This is a genomic window from Candidatus Litorirhabdus singularis, from assembly GCF_026262625.1.
Taxonomy (GTDB): domain Bacteria; phylum Pseudomonadota; class Gammaproteobacteria; order Pseudomonadales; family Halieaceae; genus Litorirhabdus; species Litorirhabdus singularis.
This window is the reverse complement of the sequence record NZ_SHNN01000003.1, coordinates 179,156-204,758: the sequence shown is the minus strand read 5'-3', so window position 1 is coordinate 204,758 and position 25,603 is coordinate 179,156. Positions and strand designations below refer to the sequence as shown.

Below are 25,603 nucleotides of genomic sequence, written 5' to 3'. Positions count from 1 at the left end.
AGGAGTTGAGTATGACGGCCACAGCAGATTTGCCTGCCGGTTTCGCGGACAAATATGGCCCCTGGGCGCTAGTTGCCGGTGGCTCTGAGGGAGTAGGGGAATCTTTTGCCAGAATGTTGGCGGCAGCAGGTCTTAATCTGTTGCTGGTGGCGCGGCGCGAGCAACCCATGCAGCAACTGGCAGATAGCCTTCAGCGGGAACATGATATCGAGGTGAGGTATCTGTCTGCCGATCTTACTCAGCCCGATGTGCTGCAGCGAATACAGGCGTTTAGCGCGGAGTTAGAGGTGGGCTTGTTCATTTACAACGTCGGTTCGGCAGTCAAGTATGCCCGCTACACCGAGTGGAGCGTTGACGATCTCGACTTCATGATTAACTTGAACTGCCGCACGCCGGCGCTGCTGTGTAATCATTTTGCCAAAGCGATGGTCGAACGCGGTCGCGGCGGACTTATGCTGCTGTCTTCTATGGCGGCTATGGCTGGGTCAGCCTGGCTGTCTATATATCCTGCCAGTAAAGCGTTTGACCAGATGTTAGCGGAAGGTCTGTGGCATGACCTGAAGCCCAGCGGAGTTGATGCTATGTGTCTGGTGCTGGGTGCCACGAACACGCCAAGCCACGCCCACGTGGACTTCGAGGCTTTTATGCCAGGCGGTGCGATGTCCTGCGATCAGGCGGCGCAAGAAGGCCTGATGCATTTGGGCGAGGGGCCTTTGTGGGTGGCGGGAGAAGACAATCGGGCTCGATTGCCCGCCGATTACCTCGCCAGTCGACCAGCAGCGATCGATATGATGAGTTGGGGCACGGCGGTCATCAATGGTCTGCCGCATGAGCCTGCCACGGAGTTTACCGAGCCTACTTGAACGACTCCTGCATGGTCTGGGCCATCATTAGCAGTGCGTCGCGTCTTGGCATCTCGGTGATACTGGCAAACATCTGCTGATTCTGTTCACCCGCAATGTAGATTGGCCCTTCGGTAATGTTCTCCAATGCCAGACTCGCCACTTCGGTGGCGCTCATCATGCCTTCCAGCTTTGATTGATCAATCCCCTGCAGGGCGTGTGCCTCTGTATCAGTGCTACCCGGGCACAGTCCGAGCACGTCGACGCCCTGAGGTGACAATTCACCCCAGAGGCCTTCGGCCAGGCTGTTGGTGAAAGCTTTGCTGGCTGCATAGGGCACGGAGTAGGGGAAACCCATCAGGCCTTCGACAGAGCTGGTGATAATAATTCCGCTACGTTCGCGTGCCACCAGTTGCGGTGCAAAGCGGTGGCTGAGCTGCATCGGCGCGTTGCAATTAACCGTCAGCATGCGCTGCATGGTGGCCGGGTCGTTGTCTTGATGGGCCCCCTTCAGGCCAAAGCCTGCATTGCTGACCAGCAGGCCGATATCCATGCCTTGGCAGGCGCTAAATACGGCATCAACGGCGCTTTCTGTGGTGAGGTCGGCAACGCACAGCTGCACCTTAACGTGATACTGCTGCAGCGACTGCTTTAACTGTTGCAGTCGGTCTTCACGGCGTGCAACCAGTACCAGGTCAAAGCCGATCGCGGCCAGACGTTGGGCAAACGCGTAACCAATGCCTGAGGAGGCGCCGGTGATGACCGCTGCCGGTCCATAGTGGTTTTTGAAGATACTGCTATCCATGGCTATGTAGCCTGCTGGTTTTCGAAAAACTCGATGAGCAGTGGGTCGCCTTCACGTTCCATATAAGCCATGGCCAAACCCGGCGCAAACTGGTTATACCAGATGCAATGCCAGCCGAAGGCGGCTGCCTGCTCAACCATGGCGTCCACGTTATCGACCAGAAATCGCAGATGATGCATACCTTCATTGCCGGCTTCAATGAACTCCCTGTGTGGGCTGTGCCCAGAGACCCACTGAATCAGTTCTATTTCTATGTCACCGCTTTTTCCAAACGCGATTCGTAGCTCGGCCGGTTCCGAACGGCCGCGATAGGTGTAATCGAAGCTGCCGTATTCCTGTACCTCAAAGGGGCCAAACATGGGGCCGTATTGGGCGATGGCGGCGTCCAGATCCTTATAGACAAAACCTACCTGATCCATCGGTGGTAAATTCAGTTGCTGTTGCACAGAGGTATTCATGGCGGCGCTCTCCGATTTTTGGTCACTATAGACATTTCATAAAAATAATACAATCGTATTAAAAAACCCTGAAGGGCTGTTCCAGGCGGCTCTTCCAGGCGGCTCTTCCAGGCGGCTCTGTCGGTTCTGGTCCGAATGTTCTATATTTGGCGGCTATCTGATGCGTCAGCACTCACTCAACTGGAGATTGACATGTTCGACCGTACCGACCTGCTTTGTTACGCCTGCCTGCCGGATGGCGCCAGTTTCAGTGACAATATTGCTGCAGCCAGCCGCGCTGGTTTTACCGAGCTCTCTTTCTGGTTAATGAGTATCGACGTCGGCCGCAAAGAACTGGGAAGTCTGGAGGCAGTGCGTGAGGTCCTGGATCAACACGGGATGCGGGCTACCTCGCTGGAATTTATGACGGCTTGGACCCACGCCAGCAATGGCGAGCATCTGGAGGAACTGGATGTGATGCTGGCGGCCGCAGAGGTATTTGAACCCGAGTTGGTGATGGTCGGCTGTATGACACCCGAGATTCCTGACTTTGCCCGTGCCGCCGCCAATTTGCGGGTGCAGTGTCAGCAGCTGGGAGCGCAAGGGGTCAAACTGGGGTTGGAATTTTTGCCCTGGTCAGCACTCCCCAATCCGCAGGCGGTTCTGCAGCTGGTTGATACGGTGGCAGAGGACAACCTCGGGTTTGTTATTGATACCTGGCACTTTACCCGTGCGGGGATGGATTACGACGCGCTGGCCCAGCTGCCCGGAGACAAAGTGCACTTTATTCAAGTAGCAGATGCGCTGCCAGAGCAGCCTGATGAAGACATTATGGAGCAGACGCTGGGTTATCGTTGCGCGCCGGGCGAGGGAGTGGTCGACTGGCCACGGATGCTGCAATTGTGGCGTGATATGGGGATTGCCTGCCCCATCGGTACGGAAATGTTCAGTAATAAAGTCAAAGCCATGAGTCTCGACGATGGCGCGCAATATCTGCATGAAACGCTACAACGGCCTTTTCGAGAATAGTATCCAGCCCGACGAGTTTGTCTTCGGCGCTTGTGGCCAAAATTGACTATAGGCAGCTATGGTGAAGCTCGCAGCGGCGTTCCATAATGTCAGCCTTTCGTTTTTGAGGTGGAAAATAATGTCATTCGCAAAGTGCAAGCACGGCCTGTTTCTCAAGTTTGCCAGTTTCATGATGAATTTCATGGGCGGTGCTTCCTATATGCTATTTGCCGGGGAGGGCAGTTCCAAGCAGCTCTGTCAGTACATCTCCCGTAACGGCGTGCGCAAAATTCTGGTGGTGACGGACAAGCCGTTGGTTGAGCTGGGCATCGTTGGACAAGCTTTGGCTGGCTTTGAAGGTACTGATACCGAGACCGTGGTATTTGATGCGGTACTGCCAGACCCCACCTTTGATATTGTCGAACAGGGGCACGCGGTTTATCAGGAGAATGGCTGCGACGGCATTCTCGCTATTGGTGGAGGCTCCTCCATGGATGCGGCAAAGATTATTGGAGCGATGGTGACTCACCCTGGCGACCCCCGCGATCTGGTGGGTATGGGTAAGGCACCGAATGCGATTCCGCCCTTGTTTGCGCTACCGACCACTTCAGGCACGGGCTCTGAGGCTACCCGCGGCGCGGTCATCTCCGATAGTCAGACGCACCAGAAATCAATTATTGCGGGCGCCAATCTGGGGCCTGATGCCGCTTGTATCGACCCGACGCTGCTGACCGGGCTGCCGCCTCATATCACAGCGGCGACCGGTATGGACGCGTTGACCCATGCTATTGAAGCCTATATCAGTGTGTGGGACAAAGGTGATGCGCGGGATAAAGCGCGCGCGGCTATTCGTATTATCTTTAAGCAGCTGCCGGTGGCCTATAGCCAGGGCAGCGATATTGATGCTCGCGATGGTATGGCGCATGCAGCCTATATGGCGGGTCAGGCAATTAATCAGGTCAACGTTGGCAATGTCCACGCCATCGCACACCAGCTGGGCGCCGAGTACGGTGTTCCTCATGGGCTGGCTAACGCGATGGTACTGCCATTCGTGTTGGAAATGTCCTTGCCAGACGCGCGCGACAAGCTGACTGAACTCGCGGTGTTGATCGGTAAGAAATCTGCAGAAGAGTTTATTGCGGCGGTACGCGACTTAAATCAGCAGGTGGGTATACCGACTACCTGCGAGCAACTGCGCGCTGAGGATATGGTGGCGATACGTGACCGTGCCGTGGCTGAAGCCAATGGATATTCGTCACCTTATTACATGGAAAATGATGACTGCGATGGCGTGCTGCGTCAGCTCTTGGCCAAGGAAAGCTGAGATGAGTCGCCAATACAAAAATATTGATCTGGTAAACCCGGAGATCATGGGTCACGAAACCACCATGCATGGGCTGTTTGATTACCTGCGTGAGAACGATCCGGTGACCTGGGTTGAGCCAGAGGGTTTTGACCCGTTCTGGTCACTATCGAAATACGAAGATATCAAGTTTGTCGGCAGTAACAACGATCGATTTCTTAGCGCCCCGCGCACCATTTTGTTCCCCAAGGCCTTTGAGGAGCCATTGCTGGAACAGTTCGGAACGCGTAATGGTCTGGAGACGCTGATTCACATGGATCGGCCGAAGCATCTGAAGTTGCGCCGTGTCAGTCGTGACTGGTTTTTGCCGCGTTCGGTGGCAAAGCTCGATGTCGAGATTCAGGCCATGTGTAAAGAGTATGTCGATAAGATGCAGGAGATGGGCGACGAGTGTGACTTCGTCAAGGACATCACCTTACTCTATCCACTGCGTATTATTATGTCGATACTGGGTCTCCCGCGTGAGTCTGAGGCTACTATGCTGCGCCTCACGCAGGAGTTATTCGGTAATCAGGACCCTGATTTGCAGCGTCAGAGCCTGGATGGTGAGAGCATGGAAACACTGCTGGCTTTTTCCGCTTACTTTGAAGAAGTGATCGCCGATCGCAAGAAAAACCCCACCGATGATTTGGCCACGGTGCTGGCTAATGCCGAAGTAGACGGCGAGCCGATGAACCCTCTGGACCAGATGAGCTATTTTATTATTGCCGCCAGCGCCGGCCATGACACCACCTCCGCCGTGCTCGGTGCCGGTATGAAGGCACTGTTGGATAACCCTGAACAAATGTCCGAGTGGCGCGATAATCCAGATATGGATATGGAAGCGTCCAAGGAGCTGATGCGTTGGGTTTCGCCAGTACGGCATATGGTGCGTACGGCGACCGATGATCTGGAGTTGCGTGGTAAGAAGATCAAGGCAGGTGACAATATAGCGTTGTGGTTTCCCGCCGCTAATCGTGATGCGGAGGTGATTGCCAACCCTAATGAACTCGATCTGAAACGCGATTCCAAACTGCATCTGGCGTTTGGCTATGGCTCACATATGTGTTTGGGGCAGCATCTGGCAAACATGGAAGTGGCGCGTTTTTATCGTGAGCTGCTGCCGCGTCTGAAGCACATGGAAATGACGACGGAGCCAACCTGGGTTCACGCCAACTTTGTCGGTGGTCTCAAGTCGATGCCGGTGCGTTATCAGTTTCGCTAGGCTCAGAAACCGCTGCGGCTCAATTTGTTAACCCAAAAACAATTCAATTGAATTGTTTTGTTGAAGAATGTGCGGCGTCTGGCTAAGCTGGCCGCACGCGTTTATCACAGGCAGTTGTCATGAGTCGGTTTCCTTTTCCATTACCCTATGGCTGGTTTCATGTGGGTTATTCCGCTGAAGTCGGTACCTCTGAACTGCATACCGTGCGTTATTTTGGGCGCGACCTGATTTTGTGGCGTGGCGAAGACGGTGCGGCGCACCTGCAGGACGCCTACTGCCCTCATCTGGGTGCGCATATTGGTGTGGGTGGCCGGGTTAAGGGCAATCTGGTGGAGTGCCCCTTTCACCACTGGCGCTATAACGGTGATGGTGCGGTGGCAGAGATTGATTACGCCAAAAAGCTTAATGAAAGCGCGTGTTTGCGCACTTACCCTACACAGGAACACTATGGCGTCATTATGGCGTGGTATCACCCGGGGGATGTTGCCCCGCTGTTTGATTTGCCAAACATTCCCGAGGCTGAGGATGAAGCCTGGAAGGGCCCATTCAGTCGCGTACACAAGGTACGTACAGCGCTACAGGAAATGGCTGAAAACACCGCTGATGGCGCGCATTTTGTGACCATCCACAATCACCCGGGTGATGCTGAGTACGGTGACTTTCGGTTTGAAGGCCCGTCAATGATCATGCGCAGTACTCAGCATTTCCCCAGTTCCAAAGGCACTGTAGAAGGCACTTTGAATACGGATACCATGGGTTTTGGCTTCTCTGTGACCCGCTACCAGACCCTGGTGGATGTGTGTATGGTAGGAACCACGGTAGCGGTGGATGAGGATAATGTTGAGCAGCATTTTCATATTTACTACCGCAACGAAGAGGGGGACGAAAAGGTCGACCGCATAGGTGCGGCCTTTGTGGCTGAGGTTAACCGGCAATTTGGTGATGATGTTCCAATCTGGGAAAACAAGCTATACCGTGAACAACCGAATTTTTGCGATGGCGATGGACCTATTTCGCGCTTCCGTAAGTGGGCTAACCAATTCTACGCCTAGACTATGCATGAGATAGATTTTTCCGATCCGGGTAACCGCCGTCTGGGCACTATTCTGGCCCTGCATGCCGATGCCATTGGTGATCAGCCGTTTCTGCTCTGGCAGGATCAGAGCTATAGCTATAGTGAAGTTAACACCCGCGTAAATCAGCTGGCTCACGGTTTACGTGCGCGGGGTGCTGGCGCCGGTCATCGAGTCATTTTCTTTCTCAACAGCAGCGTCGAGTTTGTGTTTTTGGCGCTGGCCTGCAGCAAAGTGGGGGCCATTTGGGTCCCTATTAATACCGACTATCGAGGCAACTGGTTACGCGAAACCATTGCCGACAGTCACGGCAGTATTTTGATTACCGAGGGCGCGTTGCTACCGCGGCTGCTGGAGGTGCGTGAGCACCTGGCCTTTGGTCCCCTGGTGGTCGTGGATTTGGAGAAAGGTAAAGAGCCGGCCGGAGCGCTTGGACTTACTGATCTTATCTCGGATGACTGCTCAGAGCCTGATATGAGCCATATCCACTACGGTGATACCTGTGCGGTTATGTGGACGTCGGGCACGACCGGTAAGGCGAAAGGCGTAATGCAGAGCCACAATGTCTGGGTTAGGGCGGCGATTCACAACAATCGTAATTTCGAACTTCGTGAAGGTGACGTCGCCTATAACTGTTTACCGCTCTATAACTCGGCCAGCTGGGTGGCTAACGTCTACCGGGCTATGGTTGGCGGTATAGCCTGCGCTATTGACCCGGCGTTCTCAGTGCACGATTTTTGGGACAGGCTGCGACACTACGGGGCCACTCAGACGATGACGCTGGGGGCCATGCACATTTTTCTCTGGAAGCAGCCTCCCCGGGAAGACGATGCAGAGAATCCGCTGCGCATGGCCAATATGGTGCCGATGCCAGAACCGTTAATGCGGCCGTTTTGCGAACGGTTCGGTATTGAAGGTAATTTGCAGGGATTTGGGCAGAGTGAAGTGATGCTGCTGCTGTCGCGCAAGGATACGCCCGCCAAGCAATGGAAGCCGAACGCCCTGGGAGAGTTGTCAGCAGGTATCGAACTCAAGATGGTCAATGCCGATGGTATTGCCGCAGCCACGGGTGAAGTGGGAGAGTTTTGTGTGCGTCAGACGGAACCGTACCAGATCTTCAACGGCTACTTTGAAAACCCTGACACCGAGGCCGCTGCCTACATTGACGGTTGGTATCATACCGGGGACCTCGGTATACGCGATGAGGACGGCGATTACTTTTTTGTCGATAGGAAAAAGGACGTTATTCGGTTCAAAGGTCGGAATGTCTCTTCTGTGCAGATTGAGGGTATTGTGATGCAGCATCCAGCGGTGCAGTCGGCTGCTGTGTATGCTATTCGCGCCGATGAACTGGACAGCGAAGATGAGATCAAGCTGGATGTGGTAGCTAATGATGGCGTCGGAGCTAGTGCCGATGAGCTGGCTCGCTATGTTAATGACAACGCACCGTATTTTTGCGTACCGCGCTATATTGAGTTTGTCTCAGAGCTGCCGTTTACGCCTACCAACAAAGTGCAAAAGTATAAGCTGCGAGATCGGGCTCTCAAACCCGGGGTCTGGGATCGCACCAGTACCGACTTTCAACTCAAGCGCTAGTCGCCAATTATTTCAGCGCTGCAGGCTGGTGCCTAATACCTGCTGCAGGGCTAAACCAATACAGGAGAAACTATGAAAATCGGATTGTGTTTGCCCTATATGAAGCAGGGTTTGACCCGTGACGACTATCACGCCTGGTTTCGGCATATCGATCAGGGTCCTTTTCACAGTTTGTCCTGTGGCGAGCGTATTCTGGGGCCGACCTACGATATGCGTATATTGCTGGCATCTGCGGCGGCGGTTACCGAGCGTATCGAGATCAATACGACGCTCTATGTGCTGCCCATGCATAACGCGGTGCGAGCGGCCAAAGAGATCGCGACTCTGGATGTGATGTCTGGTGGCAGGCTGACGGTGACTGTTGGCTATGGCGGCCGACCGCTGGATTACAAAGCGGTTGGGGCGACCTATGGTGGGCGCCACGCCAAAATGGATGAGCAGGTGGCGACCATGCGCAGTATCTGGGCACAGAATCCGCCGTTTGAAGGTGTTGATCCGGTGGGGCCGGTGCCGGTGCAGGAAGGTGGGCCGCGAATTCTGACCGGTGCTATGGGGCCGAAGGGGATTGCGCGCAGCGCGCAATGGGCAGACGGTATTTTCGCCTTCTCCGGTAATGGCGAAAAAGACGAACTCGCCAATACGCTAGGTATGGCGGACAAGGCTTGGGCTGATGCAGGTCGTGACACTGTGCCTTACCACATGGGCGGTTGTTGGTTTACGCTGGCCGAAGGTGGGCAACAGAAGCTATACGACTACGTTTACAACTATCTGCTGATTGCGGGTGAAGACATTGCCAAATGGATGGCCGACTCGCAGCATCGTAGCGGGCCTGATGCTGTGCGTGAGGCATTGGACAATATTGAGGCGGCCGGATGCGAAGAGGCAATGCTGTCACCCGTTACCGCGGAACTGTGCGAGATAGACCGTCTTGTCGACATTATCGAGACACGCTAGATCTGTTGGAACGGGTTGGCAGCGGGGAGAAAACTATGCAGTACTTGAGCCTGGAAGAGGGGCGCAGCGCCGATGGCTTGCGTCTGGTGTTGGTCGCAGGTGTGCCGGGTGCTTGGGGTGAGTGTGTAAAAGCGATCTATCACGTCAAAAGTCTTGAATACAAACCCGTTGCCCAGTTGATGGGCCAGGAGAATGCGGAGCTGCTTGCTTGGAGTGGACAGAACAGTGCCCCGGTAGCCGCATTTAATGATGAGCGCATTCGTATCAGTTGGGAGGCGATGTTGTGGCAGGCGGAACAACTGCAGCCAGAGCCACGACTGATACCAGAAGATGCTTCGCAGCGCGTTGCTATGTTTGGCCTGTTGCGCGAATTCGCCGGTGAGTGTGGTTTCGCCTGGGACCGGCGTCTGCAGTCTATCGCGGCCTCTGGCGGGCCTGAGGCCTCTCCGGTATTAGCGTTACTGGCGGCGAAGTATGGCTATAGTGAGGCTGAGGTGGAAGCTTCATATGTGCGGGTAGGTCAATTGCTCGAGCTATGTAGTGACCTGCTAGAGCAGCAGCAGGCGCGAGGCTCGCGCTACTTTATTGGCGACTCCCTAACGGCGCTGGATCTATACGCGGCGGTGATGCTGGCAATAATGATCAATCCTTTGCCAGAGGCTGAACTTCCCATGCCCGGCAGCATGCGTGCCGGCTTTTCTCAACATCACCCCAGTCATGATAAAGCACGCGATATTGTGTGGGAGCACCGTCGTTACATATTCGACACGTGGCTCAAGCTGCCGCTGGAGTTCTAGTGCTGGCCCGGGCCAGCACTGCTGAGTTTTAACTCTGCTTCAGCCCACACCGCGGCTTGAATCGCTCCAGTACGCGGCGCGCAGGGTTTTCTTATCGGGTTTGCCAACCGCCGTCAGCGGAATAGCGTCGGCGTAGTCGATCGATTTGGGCGCCTGCACTGAACCCTTCGCAGCTTTAACCATGTCGATCAATGCTTGCGTAAGTTCCTCACTGCTCTCAAAGCCGGGCTTAAGCACCACAACCGCCTTGACGGCTTCTCCCCACTTTTCATCCGGTACACCGATAACCGCTACCTGACCTACCGCCTCATGTCCGGACAACACATCTTCTACTTCGCGCGGAAAAACGTTGAAGCCGCCGCTGACTACCATATCCTTCTTGCGATCCACTATGTAAAGAAAACCTTCACTATCCAGGCGGCCAACATCACCTGTGTGCAGCCAGCCTCCCGCCATGGCTTCTTCGGTTTGCTCGGGCATATCCTTGTAGCCATGCATAACCAACGGTGCTCGCACACAAATTTCACCGGGTTCGCCAGCAGCCACTGCATTACCGTTATCGTCGAGTAAGGCGAGATGAATCCAGGGAGCGGGGCGGCCGCAGGAGCTTAGGCGCTCGGGTTTGCTCAGGTCGTGCTCGGACTTTTTCATATTGGCCAACACCATGGGTGCCTCTGACTGGCCAAAGAACTGGTAGAAAACCTTGCCCCACTTGTTGATGCCTTCGGTCAGGCGTGCGGGACTCATCGCAGAAGCGCCATAGAATATAGTTTCCATGCTCGACATATCAGCCTGAGCTGAGCGTGGCGAGTCGAGCAGGAAGTAGAGCATGACGGGTACCAGCATCGTTGCGGTGATGCGGTGTGTTTCCACCATGTCAAAAAATTCATCAGGGCTAAAACCCTGCATGACATAGAAAGCGCCACCCTTCTGCAATACAGGCACAAAGAACGCCGCAGCGGCATGTGACAGTGGTGTCGCAATAAGCATGCGCAGGTCTGCGGGAAATTCCCATTCCGCCATCTGTATCATGGTCATATAGGAGGTGGCGCGGTAGGTGCTTAGAACTCCCTTGGGTTTTCCAGTGGTGCCGCCGGTGTAAGTGATCGATGAGATGTCCGTCGGATCCACATCCGGTGCCACCAGTGGCTGCGGCTCGAAGCTAGCGGCTAGTGCCAGATAGTCTGCGCCGACGTCATTGGGTCCGAAACCCAGCAATATAAGATCGGGAAAACGTTGTTTGAGTTCCTCTGCGCGGGGCGAAAATACTGTGGTATCAAATACCAGTGCGTCGATTTCAGCGTGTTCGATGACGTAACTGTGATCATCGAGTGAGCCCATTGGGTGCAGCGGTGAGCCGATGCAGCCGGCGAGCTGCATGGCGGCAATGTTGGAAAGCACTTCGGGTCTATTGGCAGATATAACGGCAATTTTCCTGCCTTGGCTGAGTCCTGAACTCTGCAGCGCCTGCACCATTTGACTGGTGGACTCGCGTACGTCGCGGTAGCTGGCAACCTTATCGCCCAAATATAAACAGGGCTCGTCATCGTAACGATTGAGGCCGTTGATCAGTAGGTCGGCCATTAAGGGGGGGTGGTGAATGCTGTCAGACATAGTGGTCAATCTCCGCGTTGGGTCGCAAAGTATAGCGTTGACGATACGGTTAGTTATAGGTGGCAGCGGTCAATCTGAACTGACAATAGCGGCCATCCGGCTGACTCTATTATAAACCAAGTCCCCGGCGCAGCGCCTCCAAACCTTCGCCATTGCCGCGTTTGGTGACCGCAGCCTCAAGTACCATTTCTGAGCCGTGGTAAGTTCCCGGGAAGCTGTGGAGCTCGGTGGCAACGCCAGCCTGTAAAAGTTTTAGCGCGTATTGGATGCCTTCATCGCGCAGTGGATCAAATTCCATGGTCGATACATAGGCCGGCGGCAGTCCACGTAGATCCTCAATGTCGGCGCGCGCAGGAGCAGCGGTATAGGGGACTCCTTCAGCGCCTGGCTGGTACTTGTCGCCCAGATAATACTGCCAGCTGAGAATGGCATTGCCGCGATGCCACAATGGTGTATCGGTAAACTCAATCATGCTTACCGTGCTCAGTCGATCGTCTAGTTCCGGAATGCCCAAAAATTGAAAGCACAGTGATGGACCGCTTCGGTCGCGGGTTAGCAGCGCCAGCGCAGCGGCCAGACCACCGCCGGCACTGCCGCCTCTTACACCGATTCGTGTAGCGTCAATGCCCAGGGTCGTTGCTTGCTGGTGGACCCATTGTAATGCCGTATAGCAATCTTCAAGTCCAGCTGGATAAGGGTCTTCAGGTGCCAGTCGGTAGTCTACAGACACGATCACGATGCCTAGAGAACGACACATTGAGACTACACCACTGTGCTCGCTGTCGAGATCTCCCACCGCAAAGCCGCCGCCGTGTATATACAAAAGGCCCGCAGTAATAGCGTCCGATTCCTCTGGTCTGTAAATACGCAGTGGTATATCGGGTGCACCGGACATGCCGGGTATAGTGGTATCGGTAATGTTGATACCACTTTCATCGGTGTCGTTGCCAAACAATTGCATCATGTCCTTCATGTTTTTTCTCGTCGCAACCGGGTCAGAAAAGTCAGATGCTGGAATATATTCAAGTATCGCTGTTAGTTCGGTATCTATCGGGTAGCTCATCATCTCTCTCCGTTTTTTCGCGGCAGCGTGTCTTGTGTTAGATTGATGCTGCTCAATAAATGTAATTAATGCTGCACTTAGAATAGCAATTGCCGCTGGGCAATTGGTGAATTCTTTCCTACACTGTAGGTGCGGTATCAACAGTTGCGGTATCAACCCTTTCAGGAGTGCGGAACATGTTAGAGAAAGAACTGGCGCAGGCAGTCAAGCTTGCACAAAAAGCGAATAGTGAAGTCGAGAAGATTCGCGCGCGTTTATTGAAGGATGCACAGCAGCGGGTTGAACGCGGTAAGCGCGAACTGGCTGCGGCGCGCAAAAAACAAAAGGCAGCGAATGCACGGCTGAAAAAAGCTCGTAGCTCGCTCAAGGGCAAGCCTACCAGCGAGAACCAAAAGAAGTTGGAAGAATTGCGAGCGCAGGCGCGGCACATGGGCGATACCGCTGGTAAGATCGCACAAGTGTTAGCAGACGCTGTTGAGCGATTGGTGCCTTTGCGAACCGATGTGATGCTTGAGCAGCAAAAGGCGAAGGCTGCAGACCGGGCGGCAGCGGCTGTAGAAAAAGCTGCGGCGGCTCAGGCTAAGAAAAAGACAGCAGCTAAAAAGAAGGCTGCTCCGAAGAAGAAGGCTGCGGCAAAGAAAAAAGCTGCGCCCAAAAAAGCTGCGCCCAAAAAAGCTGCACCGAAAAAGAAAGCAGCTGCAAAGAAAAAGGCTGCACCTAAGAAGAAGGCGGCACCAAAGAAGAAGGCCGCGGCAAAGAAGAAGGCAGCACCTAAGCCCAAGTCCGCATGATAGATTAAACTCGTTGCTTCAAGTTAGAAGATTAATGCCAGCTTTCGCTGGCATTTTTTTGTCTGTCGTTTGATGATGTTTGGCACAAAATGAGTAGCCTGATAATTTGAAGACGATGGTAGCGGTTTACGCACAGAGCTGCTTTCGCAGAAATGATTTCCCGGAGCCACAATGAGCAAGAACTTGTTTGATGCAAATTCACTGATAGATGCGGCACGGGCACAGACTGGTCTTGATCACTTTGGTGATGCTGGCTTTCGAGAAGGTTTGGAGGTGCTGCTAGAGACTTACGACAAAAATGTTGTTGATGAGGGTAGTCGTCAAGCCTGCAGTCAAACTACGCTGGGTCGACTGGTCACACGCTTGAAGATGCAGCAAGCGTTTGATGAGCATCCCGAAATCCTCGATATTGAACTCAAGCAGCCGATGTTTGTAACAGGTTTACCGCGCACCGGAACGTCGGCAATGGTGAATTTGTTGAATGCCGACCCCGCCACCAAGTCATTGTTGCTTTGGGAAATTCATTGTCCCGAGCCGTTACCGGGATGGCAGCGTGGCACTCCGGACCCGCGCCATGTCGGCATGGTGGAGTATATGGAAGCCAACCGTAATCCAGAGTTTGACAAAATCCACTATGCCCACCCTGATTTACCGGAAGAGTGCGTCATGATGCATGCCTATTCTTTTGACGGTGTGCAGACCGGTTGGGAGATTATGCTGGAACCCTATAGCAGCTGGTTCCAGAATCATGACCTGACACGTCTTTATACGGAATACCGCAACTACCTGAAGTTATTACAGTGGCAGCGGCCTGGTACGCGCTGGCTACTAAAGGCGCCGGCACATATGTGGGCGCTGCCAGTCCTGCTGGATCTGTTTCCCGATGCCAATATTCTGTGGGGGCATCGCGATGTCGTGAGTGTTACCTCATCTATCTGTTCAATGACGCAGATGATTCTCAGTAATTATATGTGTGGTGGCAATGCGGACCAGGTCGATGCCGAAAAATTTGGTCCTTTGGTAATGGAGTGGTATGCCCGTTCTTTGGAGCGCGGGCTTAAGGATCGGCGGATATTGCCGCAGCAACGTTTTACCGATTATGAACATGACTGTCTGGTGTCTGATTCGATGGATACCGCGCAGCGCATATATGCTCATTTTGATTTGCCTTTCGATAGCGACGTGCGTGGATGTCTGCAGTCGCATATGGATGCGCATCCGCAAAACAAACACGGTAAACATCAGCACCGGTTGGACCAGTTCGGTATGAGTGAGGCGCAGGTGCGAGAGAGATTTTCTTTCTATGATCAGCAAGAGTGGTTGTCTCAGGCGTCCCAGCGATGAGCGAAGCGGAAAATAAGTCACTTATAAAGTCTTTTCAGTCGAGCCTGGAGCGCAAGTTCAAGGGTGAGGAGGTTGATCTTGAACCCTTTTTTACACAGGATGTCGTGTGGCATATTCCGCAGTCGAACGTCTCCGTGGCCACTTGTGTCGGCCGCGAGCAGGTGCTGGCGTTATTCAGTGGCGTGGTCTCTGACTATTACCAGCCGCAGACCCTGCGCTTTGATTATCAGGCGTTTACGGCAGAGGGAGATCGCGTCAGCATGTTGTTCACCCTGAGTGCGATTACTGCCAGAGGTGATGAATACAAGAATCAGTACCACAGCCTGTTTCGTCTTGAGGCGGGCAGAATTGCCGAGACCTGGGAGGTCTTTGACACCGCTTATTTGTACGCCATGATGAGCCCCGAGTAGATTCCTCGGGTGAGCTACCGGTCTTCGTAAAACTGGTTTATGCTGGCAGCCTGTCGATTCCCGCCATCATGTGAGGAACGCAAGGAGAGAGCCCATGAATAAGCCAGAAGTCATGCCTGAGAATCTGCCGTTTTATCTAAAAGATAATTTCGCGCCTACCTTTGAAGAAGTTACAGCTACTGAGCTTAAAGTCACTGGTGAAATTCCGCGTGCGCTGAACGGGCGAATGCTGCGCAATGGGCCTAATCCACAAACTGGCTGGTCCAGCCACTGGTTTCTGGGCGATGGCATGATTCATGGGGTTGAGTTGGAGGATGGCAAAGCCAATTGGTATCGCAATCGTTATGTGCGTACCCCGTTGTTTGCGGACTCCGGTGCGGACCCCATTGAGGCAATCATGGATTTGCAGAAGTCTGCCGCCAATACCCACATTATCCATCACGCAGGCAAGATATTGGCATTGGAAGAAGCGCACCTGCCTTTTGCGTTGACGCCTGAGCTGGAAACCGAAGGTCCCTGGGATTTTGCCGGTAAGCTCAATACGCCAATGACGGCACACCCTAAAACTTGCCCTGAGACTGGCGAGCTGTTGTTCTTTGGCTACGGCATTTTTCCGCCCTATCTGACTTATCACCGGGTGTCGGCGAGTGGCGAACTGGTGCAAAGCGAAGAAATTACCGTGCCCGGCGCGACCATGATTCACGACTTCAACATCACCCGTAACTATGTAATCTGGATGGATCTCCCCGCCGTTTGGGACGTGGAGAACATGGCTGATAGCGGCCTGCCCATTAAGTGGGACCCTTCCTATGGAGCGCGCCTGGGTGTGATGCCACGAGAGGGATGCGATGCCGATGTAGTGTGGTATGAGATCGACCCCTGCTATGTTTTTCATCCCCTGAATGCCTACGAAGAGGGCAATCAGATTGTTATCGATGTCTGTCGCAAGGCCAACGTCATGGCGGCTCGGGTTGAGAGTCCAGCGATGTTATACCGCTGGGTGATTGATCAGGACAAGGGTACCGTCACTGAGACCCAACTGGATGACCGCTCTACCGAGTTTCCGCGTCTTAATGACAGCCTGGTAGGTCTAAAGCATCGCTATGGTTATGTGGCGGGTTTATCCGATGTCGGCCCGCTTGCCGAACGCTATATCAAGTTCGATCTCGCCAATGACAGCAGTCAGGTGTTTGAGTTGGGTGCCGGACGCGAGGGCAGTGAAGCTGTGTTTGTGGCCGACCCGGATGGCAGTGCAGAAGATGATGGATGGCTGCTCAGCTATGTGTTCGATAAGGCAGCGGGCACTAGCGAGCTTGTGATCATGGACGCCGCCGACCTCAGTCGCGGGGCGTTAGCCACTGTGCATCTGCCAGCGCGGGTACCAATGGGCTTTCATGGCAGCTGGATACCCGAGAACTATTAAGTAGTGGTGCTATATCTTGAGCTGATGTGACAATCAGCTCAGACTATTGCCGCCATCTATCAGGTGGTCGGCGCCGGTAATAAAGGCAGATTCGTCGGATGCGAGAAACACCACCAGCGATGAGACCTCATCGCGCTCGCCCACTCTTGCTAGTGGCGTACTGGTGCTCAGCCGTTCCATGGCAGCTTCTGCCTCTGCGCTATTAAACATGCCGGTCTGATCGATGGCGCCTGGCAGTATCGCGTTTACGCGGATGTTGTCTGCGCCCAATTCGCTGGCTGCGCACTTGGTAATGCCGCGCACCGCCCACTTCGAGCTTGAATATACGGTGTAGTGGGGCATGCCCACGTAGCCTGCCATGGAAGACAGGTTAATAATGGAGCCGCCGCCATCGGCGCGCATTATAGGAGCAACTTTCTGTATGCCAAGCCAGGTGCCTGCTACGTTTACGTCCAGTACCTGACGCAGCCGCTCTACGTTTTCTTCCTCCAGACTGCCAAAAGAATGAATGCCGGCGTTGTTGATGAGTACATCGATGCCGCCCAGTTCTGCGACCGCCAGTTCGACAATGCGCACCCAGTCTGCTTCCTGACTGACATCCTGTTGGGCGAATATGCCGCGCTCGCCGACTGACTCGGCCAGAGCCTGTCCGGCCTCGACATTGACGTCGGTAAACAGCACTCGGGCACCTTCGGCAACCAGTCTGCGTACGTGCATTTCACCCATACCATTGGCGCCACCGGTCAGCAGTACCGCTTTACCCGCTAGTCTTTCCACAATAATTACTCCTCAGTCAATGCGCCGGTCTGCACGCTATGTGATAACCAGCTAAGCATAGCTCAGTCGGGCCGCTGGCAGAACCGTGGGGAGCTTTGGTCTTTGATTGGTTTAAGCTGTAATGCCGAAGGCCATAGAAGTTAGCGCGGCAACAATCGCACCGGCATCTGCTTGAAACCGTGAATACTGTTGGAGCGAATATAAGCCGTGTCACCGGCCATTTCGATGCCGGAAAAGGTTTTAAAGAATTCCTCAAGGAATATGCGGGCCTCCATGCGCGCCAGGTTGGCGCCCAGGCACAGATGAATGCCGTGGCCAAATGACAGGTGCGGGTTGGGGTTGCGCTCAATATCAAAGCGCATGGGGTCGGTAAATACCTCTTCGTCAAAATTACCAGAGCTATAGAGCATAACGACCTTGTCACCTTTGGCAATTTTCTGTCCGCGGATTTCGGTGTCACAGGTCGCCGTTCTGCGGAAATAGTGTAGCGGGCAAGTCCAGCGCAGCATTTCTTCTACCGCTCCGGGTATCATTGACGGGTTATCCTGCAGCTGCTGGTACAGCTCGGGTTGCTGCATCAACTGGTGCATGCCGGAGCTGATGAGTCCGCGGGTAGTTTCATTGCCGGCCACAGTGATTTGGATAAACAGGCTGGCGAACTCCATTTCGTCGACCTGATGGCCGTCGACCTCGGTGTTGATTAATAACGAGATAAGATCATCGCCGCCCTGGTCTTTACGCTCGGTAGCTAGCTGGTAGCCGTAGGTGCCCATCTCTACGGAAGCCTGATTAATCTGTTCTGGTGAGCCACCCAGGTCGGGGTCATCGCCGGAAGTCTGCATATCTGACCAAGCCCTGATCTGTGGCCACATATCGGTAGGGATCTCAAGCATAGAGCCGATGACTGCGGTGGGTAGGTCGCCGGCTAGTGACTCGACAAAATTGACCTCACCGATGTCGCGTGCATTCGCCATGATTGATTGAGTAATGCTGCGAATCTGTGGCTCGAGGTTGGCCAGCATTTTGGAGGTAAAGCGGGTGATCACAGCGCGGCGAATGGGGCCGTGTTGGGGCGGGTCCATACCTAAGAGCTGGCCCTGTGCCATGGGCAGGATCTCAGCGGGCAGGTCGTCCACCATGACAAAACCCTGTTGCGCGGAAAAGCTCTTATGGTCGCGCGATACCGCAAGGATGTCGGCATGTTTGCTGATCGCCCAATAACCGCCACCGGCGGGGTGCTGATGCCAGTGCACCGGGTCGTTGGCGCGTAGCCAGGCAAACTGCTGATGCGGTATGCCCTGTAGGTAACTGTCGGGGCTATAGATATCGATTTGCATGGGCTTGGCCTATTTTAAGTCTGTGCGAGGATATGGTCGAACAGGTCGCGCGCTTCTTCAAGCTTTTCGAAAATCGGAAACCGTGCGTCCACGGCCCAACTTACCATCATGTTGTTGAAGGTACCCATAATCATCTCGGAGAGAATCTCCGGCGAGAAGCGTTGGCCTAATTCACCATTGGCAATGCCGGCTTTGAAAACTTGTCTGAAGTGGTCCTGCACGCTGGCGCTGAGTTCACGCAGGTGATTATCGTCATCGGCTGATACCGGGGTGATCAGGATCAGCTTGCGATCGATGTCTGAATACTGGCGAATATTGGCCGCCATGTAGTCGATCATGGCAGAGACTCGGCCGCGCGTGCTGCTATGTTCGGTCATGACCTGCTCGATCATACCCTCAGCAGTATTGGAAATGCGCTCGCGGCTGAGTTCGCGCAGCAGGGCATCTTTGTTCGGGTAGTAGCCGTAAAAAGTGCGTCTGGCTACGTCAGCTGCCAAGCAAATTTGCTCAATGCTGGTGTCTTGAATGCCCTGATCACGGAACAGTGTGTAGGCGGAATCCTGAATACGACCGCGAATTTCCAGCTTGCGCTTTTCTCGGCGGCTGGTCTCGGGTCGTTCAGCTAGTGTCTCAATCGCATCCACAAAATATCCAGCAAATGTTGCATCCCATGAGCGTATAGTCTATAAAAGTATACAAACGAGCACAAATGCTCATTTGTTTATTTTTAATAGTAGTCGCTATGGCATCGGAAGCAGCCGATTCGAGCGACATAACAGATGCAGGAGTTTATATGTCGGATCGTATGATTGTGGTGTCTTCAGACTGCCATGCCGGCCTTCCTATTGCCGAGTACAAGCCTTACGTGGAAGAAAAATTCCACGATATTCTGGATATTGCGGTGCCTATCACCATCGAAATGTCGACTAAGGCGTCAGAGAGTTTCCTGATCAAGGAAATCAATGACCAATGGCGCATAGGTATTGAAGACCGTCTAACGGGTGCTTGGGTTTACGAGCAGCGAGTGGCCATGTTGGATGAAGATGGTATTGCCGCTGAAATGATCTTTCCTGACGGTATAACTGAGGTCAACACGCCGCCGTTTGGGGCCGGCTTGTCGATGCCGACCAAGGATATGACACCGGAATTACAGTGGGCGGGTGCTATGGCCCACAACCGCTGGTTGTCAGAATTTTGTGCCAATAATCCTGCGCGTCATCATGGTGTAGCGGTTATTCCGTTGCTGTGGGATGTGCAGCTGGCGGTAGAGAATATGCGCTGGTGTTACGACAATGGTTTCCGCCACGTCATGATACCGGTGATGACCCATGAGTTTCCGGGTTACAACCATATTAAATACGACCCCTTCTGGGAGGCCTGCGAAAGCCTGGGTGTGATGGTCCACTTTCATTCTGGACCGGGACCGATGGAAGATTTCTTTGGTCCGGATTTTCCTATGGACCCCGCCAAGGATCGTCCCGGCGCCATGGGTCTGTATGTGTCCGAGGTCATGTGGTGGTTGTATCGGCCGCTGGCCTTCATGATTTGGGGCGGCGTGTTTGAACGCTTCCCGCGACTCAAGGCGTGTCTTACCGAGGGTGGCACCAACTGGATGTTGGAGTACTGGCTGAAGATGCTCGACTTTCACTCTACCGAAGGTCCAGAGTCGGCCAAGCTGGGTGATTTTCGGGCCCATCTCAGCATGCTGCCGTCTGAGTATTTTATGCGCAATATTGGTGTCGGGGCGTCCTGCGCCAAGCGTGGTGACATGGCGGTAACTAATTTCCTGGGCAAAGATAAATTGATGTGGGGCAGTGATTACCCGCACCCTGAGGGGACGTGGCCCGAGACGGAGACGCGTCTGGTCGAAAACTTCAGTGGTTTTCCAGAATCCGATATTCGCAAGGTATTAGGCGAGAATGCTATTAAGTGGTACGGCATGTCGGAAGATGCTTTACGTCCCATTGCGGACCGTATCGGTCCTCAGTTCAGTCAGTTTCAGTAGAGGTTTGTTAGATGGCTTTAGGTGTATGTGAGTCCAAATCCCAGGACGGGCCGGATTTTCCCATTGGTTGGTACTCGGTTGGACGTGGCCGCGAACTTGCCAGTGGCGAAGTTCAGCGAGTGACAGCGTTTGACCGCGAGTTGGCGCTGTTTCGTACCCGCTCCGGTCAGGCAGTGGTCACCGATGCATTCTGTCCACACCTGGGCGCCCATCTGGGTGTCGAAGGACGAGTAGTGGGGGAGACTATTCGCTGTCCGTTTCATGGCTGGAAGTTTGACGCCAGTGGAGATTGCGTAGAAATACCTTACTGCGATGAAATTCCGGAGCGAGCCAAAGTGCGTTCCTGGCCAGTCAGTGAAACCAACGGGGATATCATGGTTTGGTATCACCCCTTGGAAGAGGCACCAGCATGGGAGATTCCTGCGTTGGAGGAGCTTTCCAGCGATGACTGGAGCGAGCCGCAATACTGGGAGTTTACCATTCCCAATCACGTGCAGAATATTGCTGAGAATACCTGTGACCCAGAGCATTTTCAGTATGTGCACCGCATGCAGGACACACCGCCGAGCAAGGTTGAGATAGCAGAGGATGGCCGCGTATTGCACATGGTGGCCGATGCCAAAGATGCTGCGCACCCTAATACACTGCACGCCACCCTGCACAATCCGGGTTTGGCGGTGGTCAGAACGGTCTATGGGCCTGGTGCAGAAATGCTGGTGTATTCCACCGCCCAGCCCACCAGCCTTGAAGAAACGCACATGCGCTGGACACTGACTGTGCGTAAAGAAATTGTCGATCTGGTAGGTGATGATGTTATGCGCGGGATTAAAGAAGGTATTGGTGACGATATGCCTATCTGGCGCCACAAGATTTATCGTCAAAAGCCCGTATTTTGCAAAGGCGATACCTCATTGGTGGGCTTTCGTAAGTGGGTGCGGCAGTTCTATATCGACGATAATGCGGCAGCTTAGTCGCAGCTAAAGCGTTGTAAAAATTTAGCCTACAGCGCCCGGCACGTGAGTCCGGGCACTACCAATAAAAAAACGAAAACAACAACCAAAAAGGAAAACCAATGACTGACTCTATCCAAGGCAACACTGGCGATATCCTCAACTGGCCTATGCTGAAGATCAAGTATCGCACTGATCCTGAAAAAATTGCGGCGCTGCTGCCACCCGGCATTGAGCCCGGAGCTGAGCCCAATGTGAACCTGACCATCTACAATTTTCCGGTACCCAATATTCCTGAGTACGGTGTGGTTACCACGGTTGACGCGGACTATAACGGCACCGCTGGCGAGTACACGCTGGGATACGGTATTGATCAGGAGTCGGCTATTTTTATCAGCCAGGAGACCAACGGTCAGCCCAAGTACCCTTGTGATACCACTTTCTATCGGATGATGGATCAGGTGTCAGCGCGTTGCGTGCATCAAGGTTATACCTTCCTGGAGTTCAGCGGCCAGAGCACCGGTGAGCTAGACCCCATGGACGAATGGGTACAGAACGAGTGGTGGATAAAAGTATCACGTGCAGTCAGCGTTGGCGGTCCCGCAACCGGTTACGACTTTCCGCCACATGTAGTGCATGTGATGAGCAAGTACGGCACTCAACGTCGCGAAAAAGTCGACGGTGAGTTAATATTACGCGATAGCCCCTGGGATCCGTTGGCCAGCAAGCTGCCCATGCGTGAGCAACTGTCGGCACACCTGTGGTGGCCGATCTTTCTGGATCGCACGATGACTCTTGCGGGTGAGCTTGACGGTGAAGGCTTCCTGCCGTTTGCTGACACTATCTCCGGTTCGCGCTGGCCTGGTGTGGGCGGCGCTCCTGCTGACCTGAACGTAGCGTAAGCCGTATGCAAGATTTTACGGACAAAGTTGCAGTTATTACCGGTGGTGCCAGCGGCGTCGGACGTTCGCTGGCGTTTGCGCTGGGTCGGCGGGGGGCTAAGATTGTAGTCGGCGATGTCGACCGCAATGCCTTGACGACTGTGGCCGCAGACTTGGCAGCGGAGGGCATAACGGCGATTGCCGAATTTTGTGATGTCACTTCGGTAGACAGCTTGAACGCCGTCGCGGATAAGGCCATTGCCGAGTTCGGTGGTATGCATTTGGTGTTCGCCAACGCCGGTATCGGTGCTGGCGAGTCTGGCAATATGTGGGATTACTCCGACAAGGACTGGCAGTGGACCTTGAACGTCAATCTGTGGGGGGTGATTAACTCCATTAAGGTGTTCATGCCGCGATTGATAGAGCAAGGCGTGGAGTCACACTTCGCCATTACCGGTTCTGGCAACGGAGCACTCATTGTCCTGCCAGACTGTCCGGTTTACACCGCGACCAAGGCGGCGGTCCAGAGTATTACTGAGAACCTGCATTTTCAGGTTGCCGCGCAGCAGTTGCCGGTTAAAATCAGTGCTTTATTCCCCGGGCCGTATGTTGTGGATACCGGCTTGTTCAACTCTGGTCGCGTGCGTCCTGAAGAACTGCAAAAAGACTTTCAGGGTGATGGCAATGAAACCGGCATCAATTCGGTCGATGACATGAAGAAGATGGCGGCAGAATACGGTATCGAAATGAATGTCACGCATCCGGATGAAGTGGCAGAGATGGCTGTTGCTGGTATTGAGCAAGATCAGTTCTGGTTGCTAAAGACCACGCCTGAGACCGACGCCAAAATCCAGGCGCGCACCGATATGATTCTGAATCGTACGACTCCGGTGCCGCCCGCTCTGGGCTAGCACTCTGCTGCGGGGTGACAGACTGTCACCTCGCATTTCTCTCTCAGTTTCCCCACAGCAGGCAGAACCTCTGCTGCCATTTGATCTCAACATGGTCTATGCTTTTGTGGCTATCAATAATTATAAAAGGCTGGTTAGTCATGTATAAAACCCTGCTATTGCGCTGCGCGCTGCTGGCTCTCGGATATACCGCTACACAGGTCATGGCACAAGACTATACGCCATGGGCGGAAGAGAATTTTCCGATGAATGTGTACTGGGGAGATACCCACTTGCACAGCTCCTATAGCGTAGATGCAAATACCATGGGTAATACCGGCCTGAGCCCTGCTGATGCCTATCGCTTTGCCCGCGGTGAGGCGGTTGAGGCCAACGCCGGCATGTTAGCGCGGCTCTATCGACCGCTTGATTTCCTGGTGGTGTCAGACCATGCCGAGCAGCTGGGCACCATGCTTAAGTTGCGCGAAGGTGACGCACGTCTACTCACTACGGACGACTCCCGCCGTGTCTATAAAGCGATGACCGGTGATGCGTCTCCAGAGCAGGCCGGGGCGATTATGCAGGAGTTTCTGAGCAAGATGTCACAGGGTACTGCCATGCTGGATTCACCCGAGGTTTCAGCGGATATCTGGCAGGAATCGATCGCAATTTCGGATGCCTATAACGATCCCGGTAACTTTACCGCCCTGATTGGTTTTGAATGGACGTCTATGCCCGCTGGCAACAATCTGCACCGGGTGGTGATCTATGCTGATGCAGCCGATAAAGCGGGGCAGATGCAACCATTAGCATCCAACGGCGGTGAGGACCCGGCCAACTTGTGGAGCTTTATGGAGCGCTATGAGGAGAACACGGGCGGACGCATTTTGGCAATCCCGCATAACGGCAACCTCAGTAATGGCCGCATGTTCCAGATGACGGATTATTCCGGTGCGGCTATCGACGCCGAATACGCGGCGCGGCGTTTGCGGCATGAACCGCTGGTGGAGGTGACGCAGATCAAAGGCGACGGTGAAACGCATCCTTTCCTGTCACCCGATGACGAGTTTGCGGACTTTGAAACTTGGGACGGAGGTAACTTTGTCGCAACTGCCGGTGCCAATAAATCCAATGATATGCTGCAATATGAGTACGCTCGCAGCGCATTGAAGAGCGGCTTATTGCTGGCCAGTACCCTGGGAATCAACCCCTACCAGTTTGGCATGATTGGCAGCACCGACTCGCATACTTCGCTGGCTACCGGGGGCGAAGATAACTTCTGGGGTAAGGCCACCGTGATGGAACCAGCCATGCCGCGCACTGCGCCAGCAGTAAGCAATATCACCACCGAGCAACCCGGCGTAGAACTGACTATGCCCTGGGCCTTTGTGGCCTCCGGTTACGCCGCCGTGTGGGCGCAGGAGAATACCCGTGAATCATTATTCGATGCTATGCGCAGAAAAGAGGTTTACGCGACAACCGGCTCACGTATAAGCCTGCGGTTTTTTGGTGGCTGGGAATACGCAGAAGATGACGTGCTTGACCCGCATTTTGCGCGTATTGGTTATCGCAAAGGGGTACCTATGGGAGGTGAACTGGGCGCTCCCGAAGGTAAGGCTCCAGACTTCATGATTGCGGCGTTAAAGGATCCGGATGGAGCCAACCTGGACAGGCTGCAGGTGGTTAAGGGTTGGCTGGATGATGCGGGTGAGTTGCACGAGAAGGTTTATAACGTGGCGGCCTCGGACGGACGTCGACCGCGTCGCAACGGCAGCCTCAAGTCGCTGGGCAATAGCGTGGATCTCAGTGATGCGAGCTATGATAACTCGATAGGCGCTACAGCGTTGGCAACAGTCTGGACCGATCCTGATTTTGATGCGGCAGAGCGCGCCTTTTATTACGCTCGTGTGATTGAGATAGAAACTCCACGCTGGTCGGAATACGACCGGGTCAGATTAGGTCGCGCGGTTGATCCGCGAGCTCCGACTACCGTGCAGGACCGCGCCTACAGTTCGCCAATCTGGTACAGCCCGCGCTAG

Annotated in this window: 24 protein-coding genes; 17 read left to right on the top strand and 7 right to left on the bottom strand. The window is 54.1% G+C overall.

Annotation, left to right across the window (positions count from 1 at the left end; translation table 11 throughout):
• The first annotated feature begins 11 nt into the window (after nt 1–11).
• Nucleotides 12–863, top strand: a complete 852-nt coding sequence (locus EYC98_RS15390; RefSeq protein ID WP_279246262.1) for an SDR family NAD(P)-dependent oxidoreductase — start codon at nt 12–14, stop codon at nt 861–863.
• Here the strand turns inward: EYC98_RS15390 and EYC98_RS15385 are convergent.
• Both EYC98_RS15385 and EYC98_RS15380 read right to left on the bottom strand, forming a co-directional pair.
• Nucleotides 856–1,647: an SDR family NAD(P)-dependent oxidoreductase gene (locus tag EYC98_RS15385; protein WP_279246261.1), complete on the bottom strand. Its 792-nt coding sequence runs from the start codon at nt 1,645–1,647 to the stop codon at nt 856–858. The two genes, EYC98_RS15390 and EYC98_RS15385, sit on opposite strands and share 8 nt — an antisense overlap.
• A gap of 2 nt (nt 1,648–1,649) precedes the next feature.
• A complete protein-coding gene (locus EYC98_RS15380) occupies nt 1,650–2,105 on the bottom strand; it encodes a VOC family protein (protein WP_279246260.1) in 456 nt (151 codons plus the stop codon).
• Between the two features lie 192 nt (nt 2,106–2,297).
• Here EYC98_RS15380 and EYC98_RS15375 point away from each other — a divergent pair, with 192 nt between their 5' ends.
• The 7 genes from EYC98_RS15375 to EYC98_RS15345 all read left to right on the top strand — a co-directional run bounded on the left by EYC98_RS15375 (nt 2,298) and on the right by EYC98_RS15345 (nt 10,079).
• A complete protein-coding gene (locus EYC98_RS15375; protein WP_279246259.1) occupies nt 2,298–3,113 on the top strand; it encodes a sugar phosphate isomerase/epimerase family protein in 816 nt (271 codons plus the stop codon).
• Nucleotides 3,114–3,231: 118 nt separating this feature from the next.
• A complete protein-coding gene (locus EYC98_RS15370) occupies nt 3,232–4,416 on the top strand; it encodes an iron-containing alcohol dehydrogenase (RefSeq protein WP_279246258.1) in 1,185 nt (394 codons plus the stop codon).
• Nucleotide 4,417: 1 nt separating this feature from the next.
• Nucleotides 4,418–5,659 carry a cytochrome P450 gene (locus EYC98_RS15365; RefSeq protein WP_279246257.1) on the top strand — a complete coding sequence of 414 codons (1,242 nt, stop codon included), beginning with the start codon at nt 4,418–4,420 and terminating at the stop codon, nt 5,657–5,659.
• A gap of 119 nt (nt 5,660–5,778) precedes the next feature.
• Nucleotides 5,779–6,711 carry an aromatic ring-hydroxylating oxygenase subunit alpha gene (locus EYC98_RS15360; protein WP_279246256.1) on the top strand — a complete coding sequence of 311 codons (933 nt, stop codon included), beginning with the start codon at nt 5,779–5,781 and terminating at the stop codon, nt 6,709–6,711.
• Nucleotides 6,712–6,714: 3 nt separating this feature from the next.
• Nucleotides 6,715–8,328 carry an AMP-binding protein gene (locus EYC98_RS15355; protein WP_279246255.1) on the top strand — a complete coding sequence of 538 codons (1,614 nt, stop codon included), beginning with the start codon at nt 6,715–6,717 and terminating at the stop codon, nt 8,326–8,328.
• A gap of 72 nt (nt 8,329–8,400) precedes the next feature.
• Nucleotides 8,401–9,282 (top strand): LLM class flavin-dependent oxidoreductase, encoded by an 882-nt coding sequence (locus tag EYC98_RS15350; protein WP_279246254.1) that lies wholly within the window; start codon nt 8,401–8,403, stop codon nt 9,280–9,282.
• Between the two features lie 35 nt (nt 9,283–9,317).
• Nucleotides 9,318–10,079 (top strand): glutathione S-transferase family protein, encoded by a 762-nt coding sequence (locus tag EYC98_RS15345; protein ID WP_279246253.1) that lies wholly within the window; start codon nt 9,318–9,320, stop codon nt 10,077–10,079.
• A gap of 39 nt (nt 10,080–10,118) precedes the next feature.
• Here the strand turns inward: EYC98_RS15345 and EYC98_RS15340 are convergent, their stop codons facing one another.
• Both EYC98_RS15340 and EYC98_RS15335 read right to left on the bottom strand, forming a co-directional pair.
• The gene (locus EYC98_RS15340) at nt 10,119–11,693 is read right to left on the bottom strand and encodes an AMP-binding protein (RefSeq protein ID WP_279246252.1); all 1,575 of its coding nucleotides are present in this window, start codon (nt 11,691–11,693) and stop codon (nt 10,119–10,121) included.
• Between the two features lie 109 nt (nt 11,694–11,802).
• A complete protein-coding gene (locus EYC98_RS15335) occupies nt 11,803–12,756 on the bottom strand; it encodes an alpha/beta hydrolase (protein ID WP_279246251.1) in 954 nt (317 codons plus the stop codon).
• Between the two features lie 176 nt (nt 12,757–12,932).
• Here EYC98_RS15335 and EYC98_RS15330 point away from each other — a divergent pair, with 176 nt between their 5' ends.
• From EYC98_RS15330 to EYC98_RS15315, 4 genes are all read left to right on the top strand, one after another.
• The gene (locus EYC98_RS15330) at nt 12,933–13,547 is read left to right on the top strand and encodes a hypothetical protein (protein ID WP_279246250.1); all 615 of its coding nucleotides are present in this window, start codon (nt 12,933–12,935) and stop codon (nt 13,545–13,547) included.
• Nucleotides 13,548–13,718: 171 nt separating this feature from the next.
• The gene (locus EYC98_RS15325; protein WP_279246249.1) at nt 13,719–14,891 is read left to right on the top strand and encodes a sulfotransferase family protein; all 1,173 of its coding nucleotides are present in this window, start codon (nt 13,719–13,721) and stop codon (nt 14,889–14,891) included.
• On the top strand, nt 14,888–15,301 hold the full coding sequence (locus EYC98_RS15320; protein ID WP_279246248.1) for a nuclear transport factor 2 family protein: 414 nt from the start codon (nt 14,888–14,890) through the stop codon (nt 15,299–15,301). Before EYC98_RS15325 ends, EYC98_RS15320 begins: the two co-directional genes overlap by 4 nt.
• A gap of 94 nt (nt 15,302–15,395) precedes the next feature.
• Nucleotides 15,396–16,724 carry a carotenoid oxygenase family protein gene (locus EYC98_RS15315; protein WP_279246247.1) on the top strand — a complete coding sequence of 443 codons (1,329 nt, stop codon included), beginning with the start codon at nt 15,396–15,398 and terminating at the stop codon, nt 16,722–16,724.
• A gap of 33 nt (nt 16,725–16,757) precedes the next feature.
• Here the strand turns inward: EYC98_RS15315 and EYC98_RS15310 are convergent, their stop codons facing one another.
• The 3 genes from EYC98_RS15310 to EYC98_RS15300 all read right to left on the bottom strand — a co-directional run bounded on the left by EYC98_RS15310 (nt 16,758) and on the right by EYC98_RS15300 (nt 19,482).
• The gene (locus tag EYC98_RS15310) at nt 16,758–17,501 is read right to left on the bottom strand and encodes a glucose 1-dehydrogenase (RefSeq protein ID WP_279246246.1); all 744 of its coding nucleotides are present in this window, start codon (nt 17,499–17,501) and stop codon (nt 16,758–16,760) included.
• A 140-nt stretch (nt 17,502–17,641) separates the two neighbouring features.
• Nucleotides 17,642–18,838: a cytochrome P450 gene (locus tag EYC98_RS15305; RefSeq protein ID WP_279246245.1), complete on the bottom strand. Its 1,197-nt coding sequence runs from the start codon at nt 18,836–18,838 to the stop codon at nt 17,642–17,644.
• 14 nt (nt 18,839–18,852) lie between these two features.
• Nucleotides 18,853–19,482: a TetR/AcrR family transcriptional regulator gene (locus EYC98_RS15300; RefSeq protein WP_279246244.1), complete on the bottom strand. Its 630-nt coding sequence runs from the start codon at nt 19,480–19,482 to the stop codon at nt 18,853–18,855.
• 149 nt (nt 19,483–19,631) lie between these two features.
• Between EYC98_RS15300 and EYC98_RS15295 the strand changes: the two genes are divergently transcribed.
• The 5 genes from EYC98_RS15295 (at nt 19,632) to EYC98_RS15275 (ending at nt 25,603) form a co-directional block, all read left to right on the top strand.
• Nucleotides 19,632–20,843 (top strand): amidohydrolase family protein, encoded by a 1,212-nt coding sequence (locus EYC98_RS15295; protein ID WP_279246243.1) that lies wholly within the window; start codon nt 19,632–19,634, stop codon nt 20,841–20,843.
• An 11-nt stretch (nt 20,844–20,854) separates the two neighbouring features.
• Complete coding sequence (locus EYC98_RS15290; protein ID WP_279246242.1) at nt 20,855–21,814, top strand: Rieske 2Fe-2S domain-containing protein; 960 nt, start codon at nt 20,855–20,857, stop codon at nt 21,812–21,814.
• Nucleotides 21,815–21,915: 101 nt separating this feature from the next.
• Nucleotides 21,916–22,695 carry an acetoacetate decarboxylase family protein gene (locus tag EYC98_RS15285; protein WP_279246241.1) on the top strand — a complete coding sequence of 260 codons (780 nt, stop codon included), beginning with the start codon at nt 21,916–21,918 and terminating at the stop codon, nt 22,693–22,695.
• Between the two features lie 5 nt (nt 22,696–22,700).
• Nucleotides 22,701–23,585, top strand: a complete 885-nt coding sequence (locus EYC98_RS15280; protein ID WP_279246240.1) for an SDR family NAD(P)-dependent oxidoreductase — start codon at nt 22,701–22,703, stop codon at nt 23,583–23,585.
• Between the two features lie 140 nt (nt 23,586–23,725).
• Entirely contained in the window at nt 23,726–25,603 is a 1,878-nt protein-coding gene (locus EYC98_RS15275) for a DUF3604 domain-containing protein (protein ID WP_279246239.1), read from the top strand.

Coding starts and splice junctions, on each gene's coding strand:
- EYC98_RS15360 (WP_279246256.1), top strand. CDS start 5,779: ATGAGTCGGTTTCCTTTTCCATTACCCTATGGCTGGTTTCATGTGGGT.
- EYC98_RS15390 (WP_279246262.1), top strand. CDS start 12: ATGACGGCCACAGCAGATTTGCCTGCCGGTTTCGCGGACAAATATGGC.
- EYC98_RS15340 (WP_279246252.1), bottom strand. CDS start 11,693: ATGTCTGACAGCATTCACCACCCCCCCTTAATGGCCGACCTACTGATC.
- EYC98_RS15280 (WP_279246240.1), top strand. CDS start 22,701: ATGCAAGATTTTACGGACAAAGTTGCAGTTATTACCGGTGGTGCCAGC.
- EYC98_RS15305 (WP_279246245.1), bottom strand. CDS start 18,838: ATGCAAATCGATATCTATAGCCCCGACAGTTACCTACAGGGCATACCG.
- EYC98_RS15365 (WP_279246257.1), top strand. CDS start 4,418: ATGAGTCGCCAATACAAAAATATTGATCTGGTAAACCCGGAGATCATG.
- EYC98_RS15275 (WP_279246239.1), top strand. CDS start 23,726: ATGTATAAAACCCTGCTATTGCGCTGCGCGCTGCTGGCTCTCGGATAT.
- EYC98_RS15295 (WP_279246243.1), top strand. CDS start 19,632: ATGTCGGATCGTATGATTGTGGTGTCTTCAGACTGCCATGCCGGCCTT.
- EYC98_RS15320 (WP_279246248.1), top strand. CDS start 14,888: ATGAGCGAAGCGGAAAATAAGTCACTTATAAAGTCTTTTCAGTCGAGC.
- EYC98_RS15330 (WP_279246250.1), top strand. CDS start 12,933: ATGTTAGAGAAAGAACTGGCGCAGGCAGTCAAGCTTGCACAAAAAGCG.
- EYC98_RS15335 (WP_279246251.1), bottom strand. CDS start 12,756: ATGAGCTACCCGATAGATACCGAACTAACAGCGATACTTGAATATATT.
- EYC98_RS15350 (WP_279246254.1), top strand. CDS start 8,401: ATGAAAATCGGATTGTGTTTGCCCTATATGAAGCAGGGTTTGACCCGT.
- EYC98_RS15325 (WP_279246249.1), top strand. CDS start 13,719: ATGAGCAAGAACTTGTTTGATGCAAATTCACTGATAGATGCGGCACGG.
- EYC98_RS15285 (WP_279246241.1), top strand. CDS start 21,916: ATGACTGACTCTATCCAAGGCAACACTGGCGATATCCTCAACTGGCCT.
- EYC98_RS15290 (WP_279246242.1), top strand. CDS start 20,855: ATGGCTTTAGGTGTATGTGAGTCCAAATCCCAGGACGGGCCGGATTTT.
- EYC98_RS15345 (WP_279246253.1), top strand. CDS start 9,318: ATGCAGTACTTGAGCCTGGAAGAGGGGCGCAGCGCCGATGGCTTGCGT.
- EYC98_RS15380 (WP_279246260.1), bottom strand. CDS start 2,105: ATGAATACCTCTGTGCAACAGCAACTGAATTTACCACCGATGGATCAG.
- EYC98_RS15385 (WP_279246261.1), bottom strand. CDS start 1,647: ATGGATAGCAGTATCTTCAAAAACCACTATGGACCGGCAGCGGTCATC.
- EYC98_RS15370 (WP_279246258.1), top strand. CDS start 3,232: ATGTCATTCGCAAAGTGCAAGCACGGCCTGTTTCTCAAGTTTGCCAGT.
- EYC98_RS15355 (WP_279246255.1), top strand. CDS start 6,715: ATGCATGAGATAGATTTTTCCGATCCGGGTAACCGCCGTCTGGGCACT.
- EYC98_RS15315 (WP_279246247.1), top strand. CDS start 15,396: ATGAATAAGCCAGAAGTCATGCCTGAGAATCTGCCGTTTTATCTAAAA.
- EYC98_RS15375 (WP_279246259.1), top strand. CDS start 2,298: ATGTTCGACCGTACCGACCTGCTTTGTTACGCCTGCCTGCCGGATGGC.